This is a genomic window from Anaerostipes stercorihominis, from assembly GCF_057535655.1.
Genome location: NZ_BAAJCL010000011.1, coordinates 31037 through 48727 on the forward strand (window position 1 = coordinate 31037; position 17691 = coordinate 48727).

The 17691-nt window shown below is 33.8% G+C and carries 11 protein-coding genes; all 11 read right to left on the reverse strand.

Annotated features, from left to right (window positions below):
• Positions 1–7: 7 nt before the first annotated feature.
• The 11 genes from AC27EF_RS10210 to AC27EF_RS10260 all read right to left on the reverse strand — a co-directional run bounded on the left by AC27EF_RS10210 (position 8) and on the right by AC27EF_RS10260 (position 17657).
• Positions 8–784, reverse strand: coding sequence for an ABC transporter permease (locus tag AC27EF_RS10210; RefSeq protein ID WP_487110652.1), 777 nt, complete (start codon positions 782–784; stop codon positions 8–10).
• 104 nt (positions 785–888) lie between these two features.
• Positions 889–1944: an acyltransferase family protein gene (locus tag AC27EF_RS10215; RefSeq protein ID WP_487110653.1), complete on the reverse strand. Its 1056-nt coding sequence runs from the start codon at positions 1942–1944 to the stop codon at positions 889–891.
• Positions 1945–1961: 17 nt separating this feature from the next.
• Positions 1962–5615, reverse strand: a complete 3654-nt coding sequence (locus AC27EF_RS10220) for a CDP-glycerol glycerophosphotransferase family protein (protein ID WP_487110654.1) — start codon at positions 5613–5615, stop codon at positions 1962–1964.
• A gap of 42 nt (positions 5616–5657) precedes the next feature.
• Positions 5658–7499 carry a hypothetical protein gene (locus AC27EF_RS10225; protein ID WP_487110655.1) on the reverse strand — a complete coding sequence of 614 codons (1842 nt, stop codon included), beginning with the start codon at positions 7497–7499 and terminating at the stop codon, positions 5658–5660.
• A 10-nt stretch (positions 7500–7509) separates the two neighbouring features.
• Positions 7510–10044, reverse strand: coding sequence for a CDP-glycerol glycerophosphotransferase family protein (locus AC27EF_RS10230; RefSeq protein ID WP_487110656.1), 2535 nt, complete (start codon positions 10042–10044; stop codon positions 7510–7512).
• A 98-nt stretch (positions 10045–10142) separates the two neighbouring features.
• Complete coding sequence (locus tag AC27EF_RS10235) at positions 10143–11240, reverse strand: acyltransferase family protein (RefSeq protein WP_487110657.1); 1098 nt, start codon at positions 11238–11240, stop codon at positions 10143–10145.
• 167 nt (positions 11241–11407) lie between these two features.
• Positions 11408–12343 carry a glycosyltransferase family 2 protein gene (locus AC27EF_RS10240; RefSeq protein WP_487110658.1) on the reverse strand — a complete coding sequence of 312 codons (936 nt, stop codon included), beginning with the start codon at positions 12341–12343 and terminating at the stop codon, positions 11408–11410.
• A 21-nt stretch (positions 12344–12364) separates the two neighbouring features.
• Positions 12365–14029: a DUF6020 family protein gene (locus AC27EF_RS10245; protein ID WP_487110659.1), complete on the reverse strand. Its 1665-nt coding sequence runs from the start codon at positions 14027–14029 to the stop codon at positions 12365–12367.
• A 26-nt stretch (positions 14030–14055) separates the two neighbouring features.
• Positions 14056–15267 (reverse strand): hypothetical protein, encoded by a 1212-nt coding sequence (locus AC27EF_RS10250; protein WP_487110660.1) that lies wholly within the window; start codon positions 15265–15267, stop codon positions 14056–14058.
• A 21-nt stretch (positions 15268–15288) separates the two neighbouring features.
• A complete protein-coding gene (gene galE / locus AC27EF_RS10255) occupies positions 15289–16305 on the reverse strand; it encodes a UDP-glucose 4-epimerase GalE (protein ID WP_487110661.1) in 1017 nt (338 codons plus the stop codon).
• A gap of 104 nt (positions 16306–16409) precedes the next feature.
• On the reverse strand, positions 16410–17657 hold the full coding sequence (locus AC27EF_RS10260; protein ID WP_487110662.1) for a DUF1015 domain-containing protein: 1248 nt from the start codon (positions 17655–17657) through the stop codon (positions 16410–16412).
• Positions 17658–17691 lie beyond the last annotated feature (34 nt).

A 17691-nucleotide genomic window follows, 5' to 3' on the forward strand; every position in this document is an offset into this window, starting at 1 on the left:
TGCCCTCCTATATATGCAGAATAAATTCATCTTGCTTCTTATAGAAGAAAATCAATCCCACAACAACACTAACAACTGCAAAAACAACAGATGCGGCTAGAAACTTCATATTCATCGGCATGCCAAAAACCGCCTGTCTAAAATTATGAATCAATAAATACAATGGATTACATTTCAAAATCCAATCAAATCCTGACTTCAATAACTTTTCAGGATAATAAAAAATTGCCGATGCATACATTATAATCATTAATCCTACAGACCACAAGTATTCCAGATCTCGAAAAAAAACAGCCATTGTAGACAAAATCATACCAACTCCAAATGCTGTAATTAAAATCAAAATCAGTGGGATTAACGCCTGAAGCATATAGATCGTTGGATATACTTTGAGTACAACCCCCACCACAACTAACACAATCAATGAAATCAAAAAAATAATATAATTGAACAGTACACTGGACAATGGGTAAATATATTTTGGGACATACACTTTTTTAATCATACCTGAATTTGTCCGAATGGCTTTCATTGCTCCATTGGTTGCAGATGAAAAAAAGCTGTACATTAACCTTCCGCAAAGAATATATACAGGGAACTTTGGATCATCATTTCCGAACAGTGTCCCAAATACAATACTTAATACAATCATTGTTAACAGCGGCTCAAGTAAAGTCCAAAGAATTCCAAGATAAGAGCGCCGATATTTAAGCTTCACACCCTTTTTCACCAATTCTACCAGTAAGAATCTGTACTTCTTAAAATTTTCAATATATGTTCTCATATCTTTCTCCATTTTTAAACGTTCTTCCGTTATTATACTATTCTATCCCCAATTATTCAACTTTTGTCGACACCTTTTGTACCGAAAAAGATCGAAAGTACGTATTAAAATTTACCCAACAAAAATTTTCCCTTTCTATTCATAAAAGTAATCACAGAATATTCAATTATCATAACTAAAATTAAGACCCCTGTACAATCTACATAATATCTCCACGCCAGCACTCCTGGCATACCTGAAATAATTTTCCATCCTGCTGCTGCCGTTGAAATAATATAAAACGGACGCTGTGTACACATTAGAATTAAAGAATTCTTTCCAAAATAATTTAAAATATAGAAATTCCAATAATTTTCTAAAAATTCAAAAACTAAAAGTGCTCCAAAAGACCCCATAACTCCACACAAAAAGAATAATGCAGTATAGTTACCCAAAGCCATATTATTTAAATCTACTCCAAGATTCCATTGAGAAATCATTACATTGGCTAAAGTTAAGGCAATTCCAAGCAAAAATCGAAAATACTTACCTGACACTCTTCGAAGAAAGCTGCAACCTAAATGTCCAATTTGCAAAAACCACAAAGCAATCGCAACCTTTCCAATGGTTAAAAGGAAAAAGGAAATACGTTCAAACATCAATGGAGACAACGATATCTTAAAGTCCATAATAACATTTTCTATATATGCACCAAGAAATGGTAAGGTTAATAACACCATTATGCGAATCCAGCACTTTCCGTACTTTACCAGGCAAAAAAAGATAAGTTCTGCTATCATCAAAACCGGCAAAAACCAGAGTGCAAAAACCCCCCTCAAAGAAATCGTGGCAAAAATGTAAGACTTAATAGTTGCCATATCTACTGCATGTTTCATAATCATGGTCAAAAAACGAAATCCGATCGATGCAATACTAAATGTCACATACGGCACAGCCAGAGACTTTGTTAATTTCCATACATACTTTTGCAATGTCAGATTTTTATAGGAATCTGCGTAGCAAATCAAATATCCTGCCGCCACAAAAAAAATCGCCATTTTAAAGGAGGATGCCCAGACATCTACGGGATTCCCAAGCTTTGTAATGTGTCCCCATGTTACCATTAAGATTCCAAGACCTTTGCAAAGATCTATATATTTAATTCTCTTCTTCTGTTCCATTTCTCCATTCCCTTACTCTAATAGCCTTTTCCTATGATATATTCATAGGTTCGTTTGCTATTATCATTGTCCCGATACTCAAAATAATAATCTTTTAATTTTGCATACTCTTCTTTTTCTTTAAACCCATTTTCAATATACTCTTCAATTCCATCAATCAACGCCTCATATTCCACGTATCGATCACCGAACAGTTCATGTTCCATATCAAGATAACTTCCATGCGCCTGCATATACATTTCATAGTCAAATTGATAAAACAACACCGGTTTGTCTAAGTAACAGACATCCCAACAGACGCTGGAGTAATCCGTAATCAACATCGAACATTTTTTTATAATTTCATTTAATGGTTCCACTCCAAACGGAATCAGCTGAATATTTTCACCGCTGACATTAAACTCACTTAAATAATCCTTAAACTTCGGATGAATATAGAAAATTAAAGTTACATCATTCTTTTTCAGCATTGCTGCAAGCTTCTCACTCTGTAAAAGGCGCATATAATTGTGATAATAATCACTCTTTTTAAATTCTTCTGCACTCTTTTCTTCCAGCCATGAACGCCATGTCGGCATCGCAAGAATGATCCGTTCGTCTTCCCTCGAAGTATCTTCTAATACATCCCATCGAGTGAATCCAAGAATCGGGGCATCTCCTGCTTCATAGCCAAAATAATCTACTATAATTTCATGTTCAAATTTTGATGTCGTCGTAAAATGTGTCATTGGACTGGAACCCTTTGTTCCGAAAATTCCGTGAACTCTTTTTAATGCAGTAACACCATGCTGTAAAAAAAGAATATTGTGTTTTGAGATTCTATTAGAAATTACATTTGGTTTTGCTCTCCATGTATATAGATGCTTCTTTGAATCCGATGCAATGTATAAATTTGCAATCAAACTATATAGAATATGCCGAAAACTCATAAACGGTATGACTTGTTTTCCATACTTCTTCATTTTGTCGCAATCCACTGAATCTTTCTCCAAAATGTAATAGATATGTTTATTTTTTTCTTTTGGCAACTGCTCCATACAATATTTAAAAAAGTAATACCCATTATCCTGTGCCATAGAACAAAACTTTTCAAAAACAAGCCAAACTCTTTTTCTCTTCCAGTAAGGAAGCAATAACACATAAACCCCAAATGCCGCCACTTCCTTCATTTTTGTATCAAAACCATCATAACGAGACTTCGTCCGGTAGGTAAAAGCCATCTTACATGTAATTGTTGAATATGGGAAAATCACATGTGCCTCATCCACATTACACTGATAGTTCATAAACAGCAGTTTCAATCTCTGCCATTTGGTCCAAAATGCATGAATTCTTATCCTTGCACCATTCTTTTTTGTCACCGCAAATACGTCCCAGAATAATTCTTCCAATGCCAGATTTTTCATATCAATCTTCGCATCAACCATCCAATATCCCTGAACTTCCTTTACCGTATAATCAAATGGATACTCTATCATCTCCACTTTACTTCGATAAGCCAGAATTACATTTTCAATCGGCGCCTCCGGATTTTTAAACTTCATCTTTACATGAACAACAGATCCTCGGATTTTAAAGCTTTGTACCTCTCCTCTCATATTTCGGATCGATAAATCTGCCTGATTCCCAATAAAAATCGAAAAACGACCATCTGCTTCATTCATATATGGAATAATTGCTGTATCCATTGGCTCCAGAATATTTTCAAAAAATACCTGTGCCTGTGGAATTTCCGTCATATAAACAGATGATTTATCCATTGCATCAAATGTTTCTTTCCGTCTGGCATATTCTTTCCGGTCAATCAGATAATATGGCACTCTTTTGCCTTTTTGATCCCTAACCTCAATCATCAACTGATATCTTCCATGGATATCAGCCAGTTTCAGATCCAAAAACTCTCTGAAATTTTCTTCCAGATGACGATCCTTTTTCTCTTTTTCTGAAAGTTCTCTTGTCCAGATAATTTGATTCTTCTTATTCACCAAGAGAAGTTTCTCTGGATTCCCATCACCTTTGACTTTAAAATCTACCTCTATACCATCGTTATTGACTGTCATCACAGCATCCATCATTTTCTTGCTTTGAAAGAAAAATGTTTGTCCGGCATCTCCATAATAATATTCCGTCTGAAATTTCGGTTCAATCGTCAAACCTGCGAAACAGCGTTTTATTTCCCGTTTATGAAGCTGAGATCTAACTTTTGCACTCTTGCGCTTTAAAACCTCTTCTGCATAAGTTCGCGGAAGTGTTCTCGTAATGAAAATATAATCAAAATCATCCAGATAATTGTCATGCAGATGACTGCTCAATGGCGGATTAAAGAATCTCTTTTCAAAAATCACAACATCTTTATCTTTTCTTGCAGTCTTGGCTATGGTATCAATTGTTTGTGCCGACTTGACACTTGGATAATAAAGAACCCGTCTCTTCGTTTCTTTATTTTTTCCATAATCAATGATTGGTATACCGCAACTCTTCTGATGGAATACTAACTCTGCCATGTTTTTTGCAGCATCAATTGAATCATACGGAAGAAACTTCTTAATATATCCCTCATCCCCATCGTAAGAATCGGCACGGAACGTCTCATATACCAAGCAATCTTTTAATTCCTCCCGATCATAAATTTTTCTAAATGGCAGTTCCTTAATATCAAAGTACATTCCTCTGTCATGCATATACTCTTCATAATCATACATATAGAGAATAATCGGTTTCCTGGTAATTGAATAATCAAAAAACACACTGGAATAATCTGTAATCAAAGCATCCACACTATTCAAAAATTCATACTTATCAATTCCTGACGGAAACGAATAAATATGCTCATAATGATCTAACTTCACTGACTTTTGTACAATCGGATGGAAATTCACATATAACTTCTGATTTTCCTTCAAATTTCCATCCAAATATTTCAACAGCTGATTGATCTGCTGATTATATTCTGCGGTATTTATATCATGGTTGCTCTGTCCTCTCCAGGTTGGCATGTAAGCCATCGTTGTATAATTTTCATTTCCAAGCCTATGACGAACTTCTTTTTCTTTCTCACGATCCATAAAAATACTGTTTCTCGGATAACCATTCATTACAACTTTTCCAGTATACAGAGATTCCAAATTGTAATCTTCCATAATAACTTTTCTGGTAAATTCATTTGGAAACATAATGTAATCAGCATGCAGGAAATTATGTTGTACATTATACATAGACTCAATTCCTAAGCGCATTCGCTTTCCAAGAGTTTTTAGCGGCGTTCCATGCCAAGTCTGCAAATAGGTCTGCTCCGGTCTTCGAATAAAATAGGCCGGAAATGAGCTATTATTAATGAGATATTTAGATGTCGCCAATACCTTTGTATATCGAAATGTATTGATATCAACCAGTTGAACCGGAAGATGCATCTTCGCAATAAATTCCTTATCTCTGTTTATATCATTCGTTGCAAAGAAAATCTTAAAATTCTTTGATTCTTCCATCTTTAAAAATTCCTGAAGAATCGCCAAAGATGAATCTGAGATATCCTTTCCGTGGAAGGATTCAAACAACACCTGTTCATCCCGAATCTTTGAATGCTTATAATGCCAAGCATAAATAAACTTTAATTTTGGCGTCTTTAAAAATAATCTTTTTACAAATCGGATGATTTTTCTGATCTTATCCATGTTACTTTAAACCTTTCAATGACTTTCTCAAAGACAGTTCTGCTAATTTAAAAAACTGCTCCAGCAATCTTTCAAATACTTATTATATTCCTGTAAATTGTTAAACCTTTTCTCTAATTCCTCTTTTTTATCTCCTTGTTCATAAAAAAGGATTTTTTTATCTAATAATTCTATTGCGGATCTAATCGGGCAATATTTCCATTCTATTCCATCCGTCAAATACCCCTCAAAGAATGATAAATATGTCTTCAATCCTTTGATTATCTCTAGTTTTCCACTTTCGATAACCTCAAGTTTGGTATCATCCAACCCGTATCGTTTCCCAACTTCCCTTAGTTCTTCTCCACTTACTCCATATACAACAAGCAAACTATTCTCATCTTCTGTTGCAAGCACAGAAAATAACATTACCAGCTTTTCAATATCACATAGCGTACCATTGGCAATATATGCTTTCTCATTTTCTTTAGGTAATGGAAAAAGATCTAAATGCATGCCACCATGTAAATATTGATATCTCCGTCCTATAAAATATCTCTTTTCAAGATATTCCACATATTGTCCCAATTCTTCTTGTGCTAATTCTTCTATTATACTCGGAAAAGAGAATTCCCTTACTTTTTTTTCGTTAAAATATCCCAAATTCAAAACACTATCTTTTAACGACACTTCTGAAAAAATAATTTGATCAAATATAAAATCATGTAATTTCACTTTATTCAAGTGAGCTCTTTTCTTAGTCTCTGTATCACATTTCTGTAATTCACTTGCCAAGTCATTTGTCTCAATTCTAATTTTATAGGCATTTTGTATAGATCCTGCAATTGATGTCCAAATTGCACTATGCTTCCCAATATATATCACTTTCGAAAATTGTATATCTCCAAACAGACGCCTACATTCTCTCCGAAGTATTTCATTATTTAATAACGTATATGCCTTCTCTAAATCCTCAAAAGAATCAAAATTTTTCAGTAAATATTGTATATCTGTGTATTCTTCCGGTGTGCAAGAAAATGTCCCTCTTCGATACAAAATCCGAACTTCTTTCCTAAGATCATGAAGAAGTTCTTCCGAATTTGGATTTTCCGGACGCTTCGTGACTAATGTTATATCATATTCGTTATAATCTATAGCATTTGCTATTAAATGTAAATATTTTTCTTCGTCAAATCCTTGATCCCATGTGCTCATAATAAGAAGAATATTCTTTTTTTGTAATTCAATTTTTTCTTTCCAACAGGCTTCACCTGCTATATACTCTAATATTTCTTTTCCAGCATTCGGCTTTGTTGACGGAACTATTAAAAAATCTCCTTGATAAATATCTGATAAATAATATTTTTCCTTTAGAATTTTTTTGTCTTCTTCATTTTCCACGACAATCAAGGAACTATTTAACATCCATGAAATTACATGTTGTGCCATGTCTATTCTTGACAAAGTTCTATCAATATTTTCTAAAATTCTTATAACTTTTTGTTCTGGTCTTTTTACAAAATATTTCGGAAGACTCTCACCCGCTATAATATATTTTGCTACTGCAAAAAATTTTTTGGCATCTTTTGTTGATTCCTTTTTGATGAATTTTCTTAATTTTACCGGTATAGAATCTTCTGGAAACTTGGAACCAATAACAATCGCCAACTCATATGAATCTTCTAATTCTCCTTCACCACAAATCTCCAATACCCTCGACATCCGTTCAATATATTGATCTGAATTACTGAAGTAAAATACCATTTTATTTCTGTCAATTGGCATATGATAAAATTCTCCATAATCCATGCTGTCCTTTAATTGTCCTTTTGCCCGTTCCAGCTGCACTTTATATGACTGTTTAAAATCACTGTACGAATTCTTTAAAGAAATTAATGTATCCATTTCCACTCTCCTATTGTATCGCTTTCTTAAATTCTTCATAGGCTTCCTGATTGTAATCACTGAGTGAAAAATCACAAGTAGGAACTTTCCCTTCAACAAATGTCTTTAATCCCTGATATATACTATCCTCGTCATTCCCAATCACTAGTTGCCCTTCAGGATATAAGCTATCTTTGACCGTAGAAAAATCAGAAACTATAATCGGCAGCCCACAACTTCTTGCTTCCAGTAATACCATAGGCTGTCCCTCATGTTTTGACGGGAGAATAAAACAATCACAACGTTTCATAATTGCAAACGGATTACTGATATTTCCTGTTAAAATAATAAAGTCCCGTATTCCTAACTCTTCAATCCTCTTTCTGATCTTTAATTCTAACGGTCCTGAACCCAATAAATATAATCTTGCCTTCTCACATTGTCTATGAAATTTTGCAAACGCCTCAATTAAAGCTAAATGATTTTTCTCCACTGACATCCTTCCCATTGTAACAAAATTAATATACTCTTGTTCCGGTAATTCAACGATCTCTAAAGATTTTGAATCATTGTCTTCTTTTATATCATTCTTTATTAAGTATTCTTTTCCATTTAAACAGATTTTGGACTCTTTCTTTAAGAATTTTTGAATTCTTTTTTCATTTACTGTATTTGGGGCTGCTTTAAATTTTTTGTAAGTATTCTTCTCTGATAATTTTTCCCTATTTACTTTCATAACCTCATTACTACAGGAAACTAAATTATCAAAATATTGATACAAAGAAACATTATAATAAAGACATTCCCAGTTTTTTCTCACTCCGTTAACTTTTTTAAGCATATCTGCTTTCATATCATTATGAAGCCAAATTGACTTTTTCTTAGCATGACACTGTGATAATATCGTGGATAAAACCACATCATATCCCTGAAAGTCAACTACATAATCAAATTCTGCCTCTCCAAATAATCTCCGAACCTCCCGTCGAATCATATTCCAAGGGCAGACTCTTTTCCAAAATGATTTATAAAAACCTCGTTTTACGGTAATCATTCGTCTCTGTTCTTCTTCCAAAGTTGCTACACGAAATCCACACAAAACCAACGCTCTCACATTGGAGTTCATATGATTTACTTTGTAATGTCGATCATAATCTTTTATATTATCTCCCACCAATGCGGTCACATCCCACTCATTATAATCAATCTGCTCTAGCAGGCTTAAGAAAGAATGAGTAATTCCATTTTCTAATAATCCTCCACAGGAAATCAAGAGTCTTTTTTTGTCATGTTTCCCCTTAAAAGAATTGTCCGTTTGCTTTCCTTCAAATACAATATCTATAATTCTTTTGGAAACATTTCCATCATCATACTTACACACTCTTTTTCTCATAGACTGATAACTATCGAAATATTTTTCTTGAATCTTTTCTATATTGTTAATATAATCTGCAATGTCCAACAAATTATCGCTATATGGTCCCGGCAAATCTTCTGGTTGAAGATCTAACCCTCTTTTTTCCTTGTAAGATTCTAGGTCTGGAATATAGAACAAAACCGGCCGTTCTAATACCATATAATCCAAAAAAATACTAGAGTAATCAGAAATCAATATATCTACTACAGCCATCAATTCATTAGCATCTACTGTAGCAGGCACCAATAGCCCCTTATATTCCTCCAAATCTTTTAACTGTTTATACACATATTGGTGTGGTTTAATTAAAATTTGATATTTTTCTGTATCAATCTCTTTTTCCAAAAGTTCTTTCACACCTAATAATTCTTCTGGATTTACCTCAGCCCCTCCATTTTCATTTTCTCTCCAAGTAGGAGCAAATAAAATAATTTTTTTATCTTTATCAATTGATACCCCGTAAGACTCTAATAAATTATACTCGTTTTCCCTCTCTGTATTTAATAACAAATCATTTCTAGGGTATCCCTCTTCAATAACTTGTCCTGGCAAAATTCCTTCTAATTTATAACTTTTTAAATACATTCTAGTCATAATTTCATTTGCCGAAAGCAAATAATCAGCATGCAGAAAATTTCTTTCTGTATTTGCCGATCCACTATTCCCATCCACCATTTCATACCCCATACTTTTTAATGGAGTTCCATGCCATGTATTTACATAAACTTGTCCCTCTTTCTTGATAAAATACGGCGGAAAAGTTACATTATTAATTAAATATTTTGCACTCGCTAAAACTTCTAAATACTCCTCACTTCCAAATAATACAAATCGAACATTCTCATTTTGAAAGCGATCAATTACCTGTCGATTACTCTGAAAATCATCCAATACCCAAACATGCTTAAAACTCTTATGTTTATCACGTTTTCGCAATTCCAGAAATAATGCATATGGATTATCAACCATACCTCGCCCCCAATAACTCTCGTATAGAATCATTGAGTCATCTATTTTTTTATTCTTATATTGATATGCATACTGCATACTAAGGCGACGCGATTCGGTCTGATTCATAAAAATATAGCGTTCCTGCTTAATCTCCTGCCATTCTTCCTGAATATTTTTCATTCTTCTAAATAAATTCATCTCTGCTCTTCCTTTTCCTTACTACATATGAGTACATATGTTAGTTTACCATATTTTCAATTCAAAAACTATTATCAGCCCTTAACTTTCGTACATCCTTAACTGCATTCAACAAACTTTATTTTCTCTAGTATGATGTTCTTAACAGTGTTAGATATATCATGAAAATGAATTAATTTTTTTAAAAATTCGATGATAATTGATGCCGCTAAAGATACTATAATCAGCACAATATAATCTAGCCATATATAATAAAAAGAATAAATAAAATCGTGAAAATAAATTGCCCGAAACATAGTGTGAATCAAAAACATATTCATACTATGTTTCCCTAAAAATCTAAAAAATTGCATAAGTGGTCTGCACCAGGTAAAAAACAAATAGATATACAAAATAAGATACATCGGTGCAACACCTTCCCAAAGATAAAGAAACTTAACTCCAAATCCTGCACTTTGTCTTAATAAAACTATCACAATCATACAAATAGTCATACAAATAAAACTTCCTATTTGTGCTATCCATTTCAAAGAATCATACCATTCCTTTAACTTTGTAAAAATATTGTATTTCGCAAAATATATGCCCAGACTATAACAGAAAATCCATCTCCAAAAATCAGAATATGGCAATTTCAATGCTGTCGGCAGAAATACTGTTAAGATTAAAGCAACTTCATGATAATTTTCTATTATTTTTTTAAAAAAAGGAAATAAAAGAATCAGAAAAATTGCCAGACTCATATACCACCATGTAGCACAAAACGTCGGTGTCGAAAATAAATGTGCTAATCCCATACCATCAATAAAAAAATAAATCCAAGCATACATACCATTTCCATAGATTAGCGTAAATCGATTTGTAAAAATACCCGACACAATCTGAACGAATAAAAAAATAAACCAAAATCCTAACATCATAGACAAATACCTGTTCACAACATATCTACGCATTGCCAGATTATCTTTTATTTTTTCTTTTGCAGAGGCCATCATCCCATATCCAGTTAAAAACACAAACATCCCTACGCAAATCTTAAAAAATTTAGCTATATATACAACTTGACTCTCTGAAAAAGGATAAAAACTAATTGGCGAATCAAGCCATCGATCTGGTCCCAGATAATTGTGATGAAAGAACATAATTAAAATAGCAATCCCTTTCATACACAAGGTATCATTCTTTGTAAACTTCATAATTCTTCTTCCTTTTCATATTTATCCATCTATTTTTTATTATTTGTTACATTTTTATTTCTAAATTCTATCATTTTCTTTTCAACTATGCAACAACCTCAACTTCAAAATAAGCTGAATTTCTTTATAATAAGAAAATTCAGCTTATTTTATAAATCAACCAGCCTTTATATTTTTTCTTTCATTTCACTCTGGACCATCTGCAATTTATATTCAAACAATTGCCTATCCTTTTGTACAATTGTGGACAAAATCAGCCCTCCAAAAAAAGATTGAAGTGCCGCTACCGCTATAAATCCACTTACAATCAAAGTGGGAAAATTAGGTACTAATCCCGTTTTTAAATAGACTAATAGGACCGGAGCAAACATCACAAAAGCAATTATCAATAATATTAATGATAATATTCCAAAAAAGTTCATTGGTTTATAATTTTTATATAATTCTAGAATTGTCTTCAGAACTTTAGCTCCATCTGTATAGGTACTCAACTTCGACTCACTGCCCTCTGGTCGATCTCGATAATCAATAATTACATTCTCAACAAACATATTTTTATCTACCGCATGAATACTCATTTCAGTCTCGATTTCAAACCCTTTTGATAAAACTGGAAACGTCTTTACAAACTGATAGCTAAATGCACGATATCCAGTCATAATATCTCTAATATTACTTTTAAACAGTCGATTGATCGTCCCTCTTACCAAACTATTCCCAAAATTATGAAAAGGACGCTTATTTTCTTCAAAATATGTTGATGACAATCGGTCTCCCACTACCATATCCACTTTTTTCTCCAAGACTTTTTGAGCCATTTCCCTTCCGAATTCTGCTGGATATGTATCATCACCATCAATCATAATATAACATTCCGCATCAATCTCTCGAAACATTCTGCGTATTACATTTCCTTTTCCCTGCTGATACTCATTTCTGACAATTGCACCTGCTTCTGCCGCAATCTCAGCTGTCCTATCAACTGAATTATTATTATACACATAAATTTTTGCCTCAGGTAATTCCTTTTTCCAATCTTCAATTACCTTTTTGATTGTTTTTTCTTCATTATAACAAGGTATTAGAACTGCTATTTTTTCCATAAACTTCTTCTCCTCTGTTTTTTACTTTCTTGTTAAAAGTCCCAAGCACAATGGTATACTAACAATAAAATAGTATGCATAACGCATATAAACCACCGGACCCAAAAAATTAATCAAGATATTACCCAATATCAATCCAAATCCCCAAAACAGTCTGTAATCTCGATTTACAACACTTTTCCCCATTAAAATTATAAATATGCACATGTAGAATCCTATATTGAATATCCACCCCAAGTATTTATTATGCTGTACTTTTGTTATCGTATTATATATAGTATTTCTAAGATCCTCAAACTTTTCATTATTTTTTACTCCCATAAAATAATAGTCTCCAATATCGATTCCATTATAATATACATAAGCCAAACTATCTGAATATCTTTCATAATAAAGATATTGATAATTATTATTAACTGCTGCCTGAATATATGTCATTGGATACTTAAATAAATATTTTAACCAGACTTTCAAAAATTCTATCTTTTCTTCAGATGTTAATTTTAAATTATAATGGCTTTTTACACTATCCGCCCTTTTGGGATCATAGCGTTTCACAATAGCATGATATTTTTCTCCATCCGGCGCCAAAGTTCTCTCAATAACCTTTATATCACTGTTCTCAACTTTTTCTTCTTTTAGTACTCGAACCACTTGTTGAAATGGGATCGACAACATTTCCCGTTCACTTCCCGGTACAATTTCCAACATCGGAAATAAAATTTTAGGTAATATAATACCTAAAACCAAAATTGGAACCCCCATTAAAATTGTTACCTGCTTTCTATAATGCTTAAGTAAAATTAGCAGAATCAAAGCCATGAATAATAATAAATATAACCCATTATTTCGAACTAATCCCATTAATGTAAAAGTAATAATATTTAATACCAACTCTTTTTTCTTAAACATCTTCTCTGGTCTTCTCAATATCTTCAACATTCGAACCGTATTGTAAAGAATTAGTACAGTGAACAATGTATCTTTACAAAGAGTCGTTGCAGTAATTCCATTTAATGGCCATAGCATATAAAATAATATTGCTATTAAACATATTTTAGGGGACACGCCTTCTTCTCGCATATACAATACCATATAAGAAAAAGTCATTGCCATCAGAACTGCTTGAATGATAACTAAAAGGAAGAGTCCTATCCCAATGCTACCGATTCCTTTTCCTATTTGTGCAAAAATTCCAAGAATTAATGTATGAAATACAGGATGATGATTATTCCAAAAAGATATTTCCGGATTAGGAAGATTCACGTATCTCTGAGTCCAACACATAGAATCTATATGAAAAAATTGCCCCAATTGATCTACTACATCTGGATTTGCTGAACATGGATATAAAATAATTAAATACGGTATCCAGAAAAGAAGCATTCCTCCGGTTATTAACAACCAGCTTCTAGTGTTCATTTTCCCAAATTCTACCTTCTCATTATTCTGCTTTACCCTATCAAGCAAGTTCCAAAATATAAATATTATAAAAAAAAAGAAAGCCGTCAAAAAAAGATATATTGAAATGAATCTCCTTATTGATGTTCCATTTTGAAACCAAAGATCCCAACTATTGACCTTTGAAAAGCTATATCCAACTACTTGAACGAACGCTAACAGAGCAGCTAACACAGCTGCTCCTATACAATTTCTTTTATTCTGTTTCCAAACCAGTTTACTCATAAACGCTACTCCTCTTTATCTCACTTCTAAATCCTTTCCTCCAAATTAATCTTTTCTCTTTTTTCAAATATTCTGGAACATCCAAAAATTCCATATCCCAAAACAAAGGGCATTGGATTCCAAGCTGCCGGGTATAGGGCATCTACAGTAAAACTTAAAATACACGCAGTAAGAAATACTATTCCTTCATAATGCTCTATTCGGTACATGACCCAAATAGCAATCAATATAATCAATATAACTCCAATAAGTATAAGAGGTCCATATTCTAATAACATTCTTGGAAATCCAAGTTCCGGCACAGCTCCTGGTACCTGCTTTTTGAACAGACCAAACCCATCCAATTTGTTCCCTAGAGAACTTCCAAACAAATGATATCCACTCCCCGATATAAAAGTACGGAAAACATCCAATCTTCCTGTTAATTTAACATTGATAAACTGATACCACTTTGATTCACTTTGAGCTATAAATCCAAAATATAAACTTCCAGAAATCATAAGCATATTTAATATTTCAAATATCAAAAACACGATCTTACTTTGAAATATTTTTCTTAAATATTTTAAAACAAAAAACATTCCAATTCCAATACATGCTGTTATATAGCCAGTTCTTGATTTTGTCAAAAGGAACAGTTCATAATTTGCAAAAAACACAACTATATAAACCCACCATTTACATGATCCATGATATACATACAAAAAGATCAAAATAAACGATGAAACTACCAAATGTAGAATATTCGGATGCCAAGTAAAAAATTGATATCTTGTTTCAATTGCACCCCTTCCAAAATTTCTTGTCACTGCAATCCCTGCAGGGTTTGTGAGAAATGTAAATGCAAAACCATAGATAAACATTACTATCCCCACTACAAATACTACTTTCATCACTTTCTTTAGTTCTACATTTTTAATTGCAAACAAAAGCAGAAAATTAATTGCAAAATCAATCGTCCCTGAGGTTTTCCAGCAACAATATAAAACTATTGCTGCTATCACTCCTAAAGCAATTTCAATTTTATTATATTGCCATATTGTAATTACTATTTTCAAAATCATCACAGCCATTGCAATATAAAATATACTCTGCACAGGAATTTGCCTTTCTGGCAAATTTTTTGTTCTCCAAAAGCAAACAACATAATACATAAAATAGAATGCGTATAAGCCGATCCCTACTAAATATAAGATCTCCGTTCCTTTTTGTATCGTATCTTTATTCTTTTGTTGCATACCAGTCCTCATTTCCTACTTTTATACTCGATACCCATCCGGATTCATTGACTGCCATTTCCATGAATCAGCACACATCTCTTTGATCCCTTTTTCTGCAACCCATCCAAGTTCTTCTTTTGCCTTTGTTGCATCACAATAACAAGTGGCAATATCCCCCGCTCTTCTTGGCTTAATCTCATACGACAATTCTTTCCCACATGCCTCCTCATATGCATGAAGTACATCCAGAACGCTGTACCCGATTCCGGTTCCAAGATTATAAATACTTACTTCCGGTTTTTCTTTAAATTTCTTTAATGCTTTTACATGACCTTTGGCAAGATCCACAACATGAATATAATCACGAACTCCCGTTCCATCCGGCGTATCATAATCATCTCCAAATACACCAAGCTTTTCAAGCTTTCCAACTGCTACCTGTGCAATATACGGAACCAGATTATTTGGAATTCCTTTCGGATCTTCTCCGATCAGTCCGCTCTCATGAGCCCCAATCGGATTAAAATAACGCAGTAATACCACATTCCACTCCGGATCTGCCACATGGAAATCTGTCAAAATCTGCTCCAGCATTCCCTTCGTCTGTCCATACGGATTGGTAATCTGTCCCTTCGGGCATTCCTCCGTAATCGGGATAAACGCCGGATCCCCATAAACAGTTGCAGAAGAACTGAAAATAATGTTTTTCACTCCGTGATTTCTCATCACATCACAGAGAACTAAGGTTCCCGTAATATTATTGTGATAATATTCCAATGGCTTTTGCACAGACTCCCCAACTGCTTTTAAACCGGCAAAATTTATCACAGAATCTATTTCCTCGGTTTCAAAAATATGATTTAAAGCCTCACGGTCCAAAATATCTGCTTCATAAAACTTCACAGATTTCCCTGTGATTTTTTCTACCCTTTTCAATGCCTCTGCACTGGAATTATACAGATTATCTACCACTAGTACTTCATAACCTTCATTTAACAGCTCCACACATGTATGACTGCCGATATATCCGGCGCCGCCCGCTACCAAAATAGACATAATTTTCCTCCGTTATAAAACATCGTTCCTACATATTTTCATTGTTTTTTATCATACCACATTTTAAATATATATCAAAGTTTTATTATTTATCCAGTACAATTTTAAGACCGTCGAATCCTTCTCCCTTCGATATAATATCGTTTTTCACATGCATGCCCCATAGAAAATGTTTTTCTCGGAAGTGTCCCGTCTGTCATAACGCTCGGAAACAGCTGATCTTTTTCTATTGATGGCAGCAAAAAACCAATGGAATTCTGCTCAGCCGCTAATTTTTTTACAACATCTTCGCCGTGAATATAATCTACCTCTCCTGAATGTTCTTTTAAGTAACCATCCAAAAAGGTCTGTAATTTATCTACCGCCAGCTGATTTTTATGAAGATCAAGCCCTATTGTTCCTCTGCTTTCTCCTGCGTACCACTGAATTGGATACCCACCTTCTTCGCAGCACCGTTCCTTGAAACCGTTCAATAATTGTTCCCAGTCTGCCCCCTTTACAATTCGGTGAATCGGCTCAAAATTCTGCGATGCATCATGCAGATTTTCAAGCTCCACCAAAGCATATCTTGCCGGATGGCCCGATAAATCCTCACCTTCATGATTTCGCTTCAATTTTTCATAGCAGGCTTTCGCTGCTGCAAGAGAATGATTTCCATCTCCCACTGCATACGCCATCGGCTGACCGTTTAAATTCTTATAACGTTTTGAAAGCTCCTGTTCATATTCTGTAATTTTTGATGAAAATGCAGCCGCATCCTCTCCCTGTACCAGCCATCCGACAATATGTCCTCCATTTTGCATCAGATCAAACTCATACAATTTCGGAAGCTGGCTCTTGCGTTCTGTTAAAGAATTTAATAATTCTTTCTGAGGATCATCACACAGCAAAATAACATGAGGCAGCTCCATTGACGCATAATAGCGAATATTCATGCGGGGAGGAATACGCTCAATCACGGTTTTTTCTGTCGCCCGAACTTTTGCCTTATCCTCCGGTGTATAGCTATATTCTTCCAAATCAATGGCACCGACCACACCGCGCCGGATTTTCCCGTTTTGCAAGGTTCTTTCAATATAAATAAATGCATCTTTATAATTTTTAAACAGTTCATTTTGAAAGTAGCGATTCATTGTATTTTGTATATTTTTAATTCGTGATACCTCATCCTTCCTTCCCAGCTCGTATTCCGGCAAAATTAAATGCAAGGCGGACGGCGCATCCTTTACAATGCTTTCCACCTCTTTCCAATACTCCGGCTGGGAAGAATACTGATCACAGGCAATAACTGCCCACTGATTCATGGCATCTGTTTGTGGAATTAAAATATCTGATGGTAAAAAAGTATTCAACGTTTCCTCTCCTCTTTTAATTATAGGGTCAAAT

Coding starts and splice junctions, on each gene's coding strand:
- AC27EF_RS10210 (WP_487110652.1), bottom strand. CDS start 784: ATGAGAACATATATTGAAAATTTTAAGAAGTACAGATTCTTACTGGTA.
- AC27EF_RS10215 (WP_487110653.1), bottom strand. CDS start 1,944: ATGGAACAGAAGAAGAGAATTAAATATATAGATCTTTGCAAAGGTCTT.
- AC27EF_RS10220 (WP_487110654.1), bottom strand. CDS start 5,615: ATGGATAAGATCAGAAAAATCATCCGATTTGTAAAAAGATTATTTTTA.
- AC27EF_RS10225 (WP_487110655.1), bottom strand. CDS start 7,499: ATGGATACATTAATTTCTTTAAAGAATTCGTACAGTGATTTTAAACAG.
- AC27EF_RS10230 (WP_487110656.1), bottom strand. CDS start 10,044: ATGAATTTATTTAGAAGAATGAAAAATATTCAGGAAGAATGGCAGGAG.
- AC27EF_RS10235 (WP_487110657.1), bottom strand. CDS start 11,240: ATGAAGTTTACAAAGAATGATACCTTGTGTATGAAAGGGATTGCTATT.
- AC27EF_RS10240 (WP_487110658.1), bottom strand. CDS start 12,343: ATGGAAAAAATAGCAGTTCTAATACCTTGTTATAATGAAGAAAAAACA.
- AC27EF_RS10245 (WP_487110659.1), bottom strand. CDS start 14,029: ATGAGTAAACTGGTTTGGAAACAGAATAAAAGAAATTGTATAGGAGCA.
- AC27EF_RS10250 (WP_487110660.1), bottom strand. CDS start 15,267: ATGCAACAAAAGAATAAAGATACGATACAAAAAGGAACGGAGATCTTA.
- galE (WP_487110661.1), bottom strand. CDS start 16,305: ATGTCTATTTTGGTAGCGGGCGGCGCCGGATATATCGGCAGTCATACA.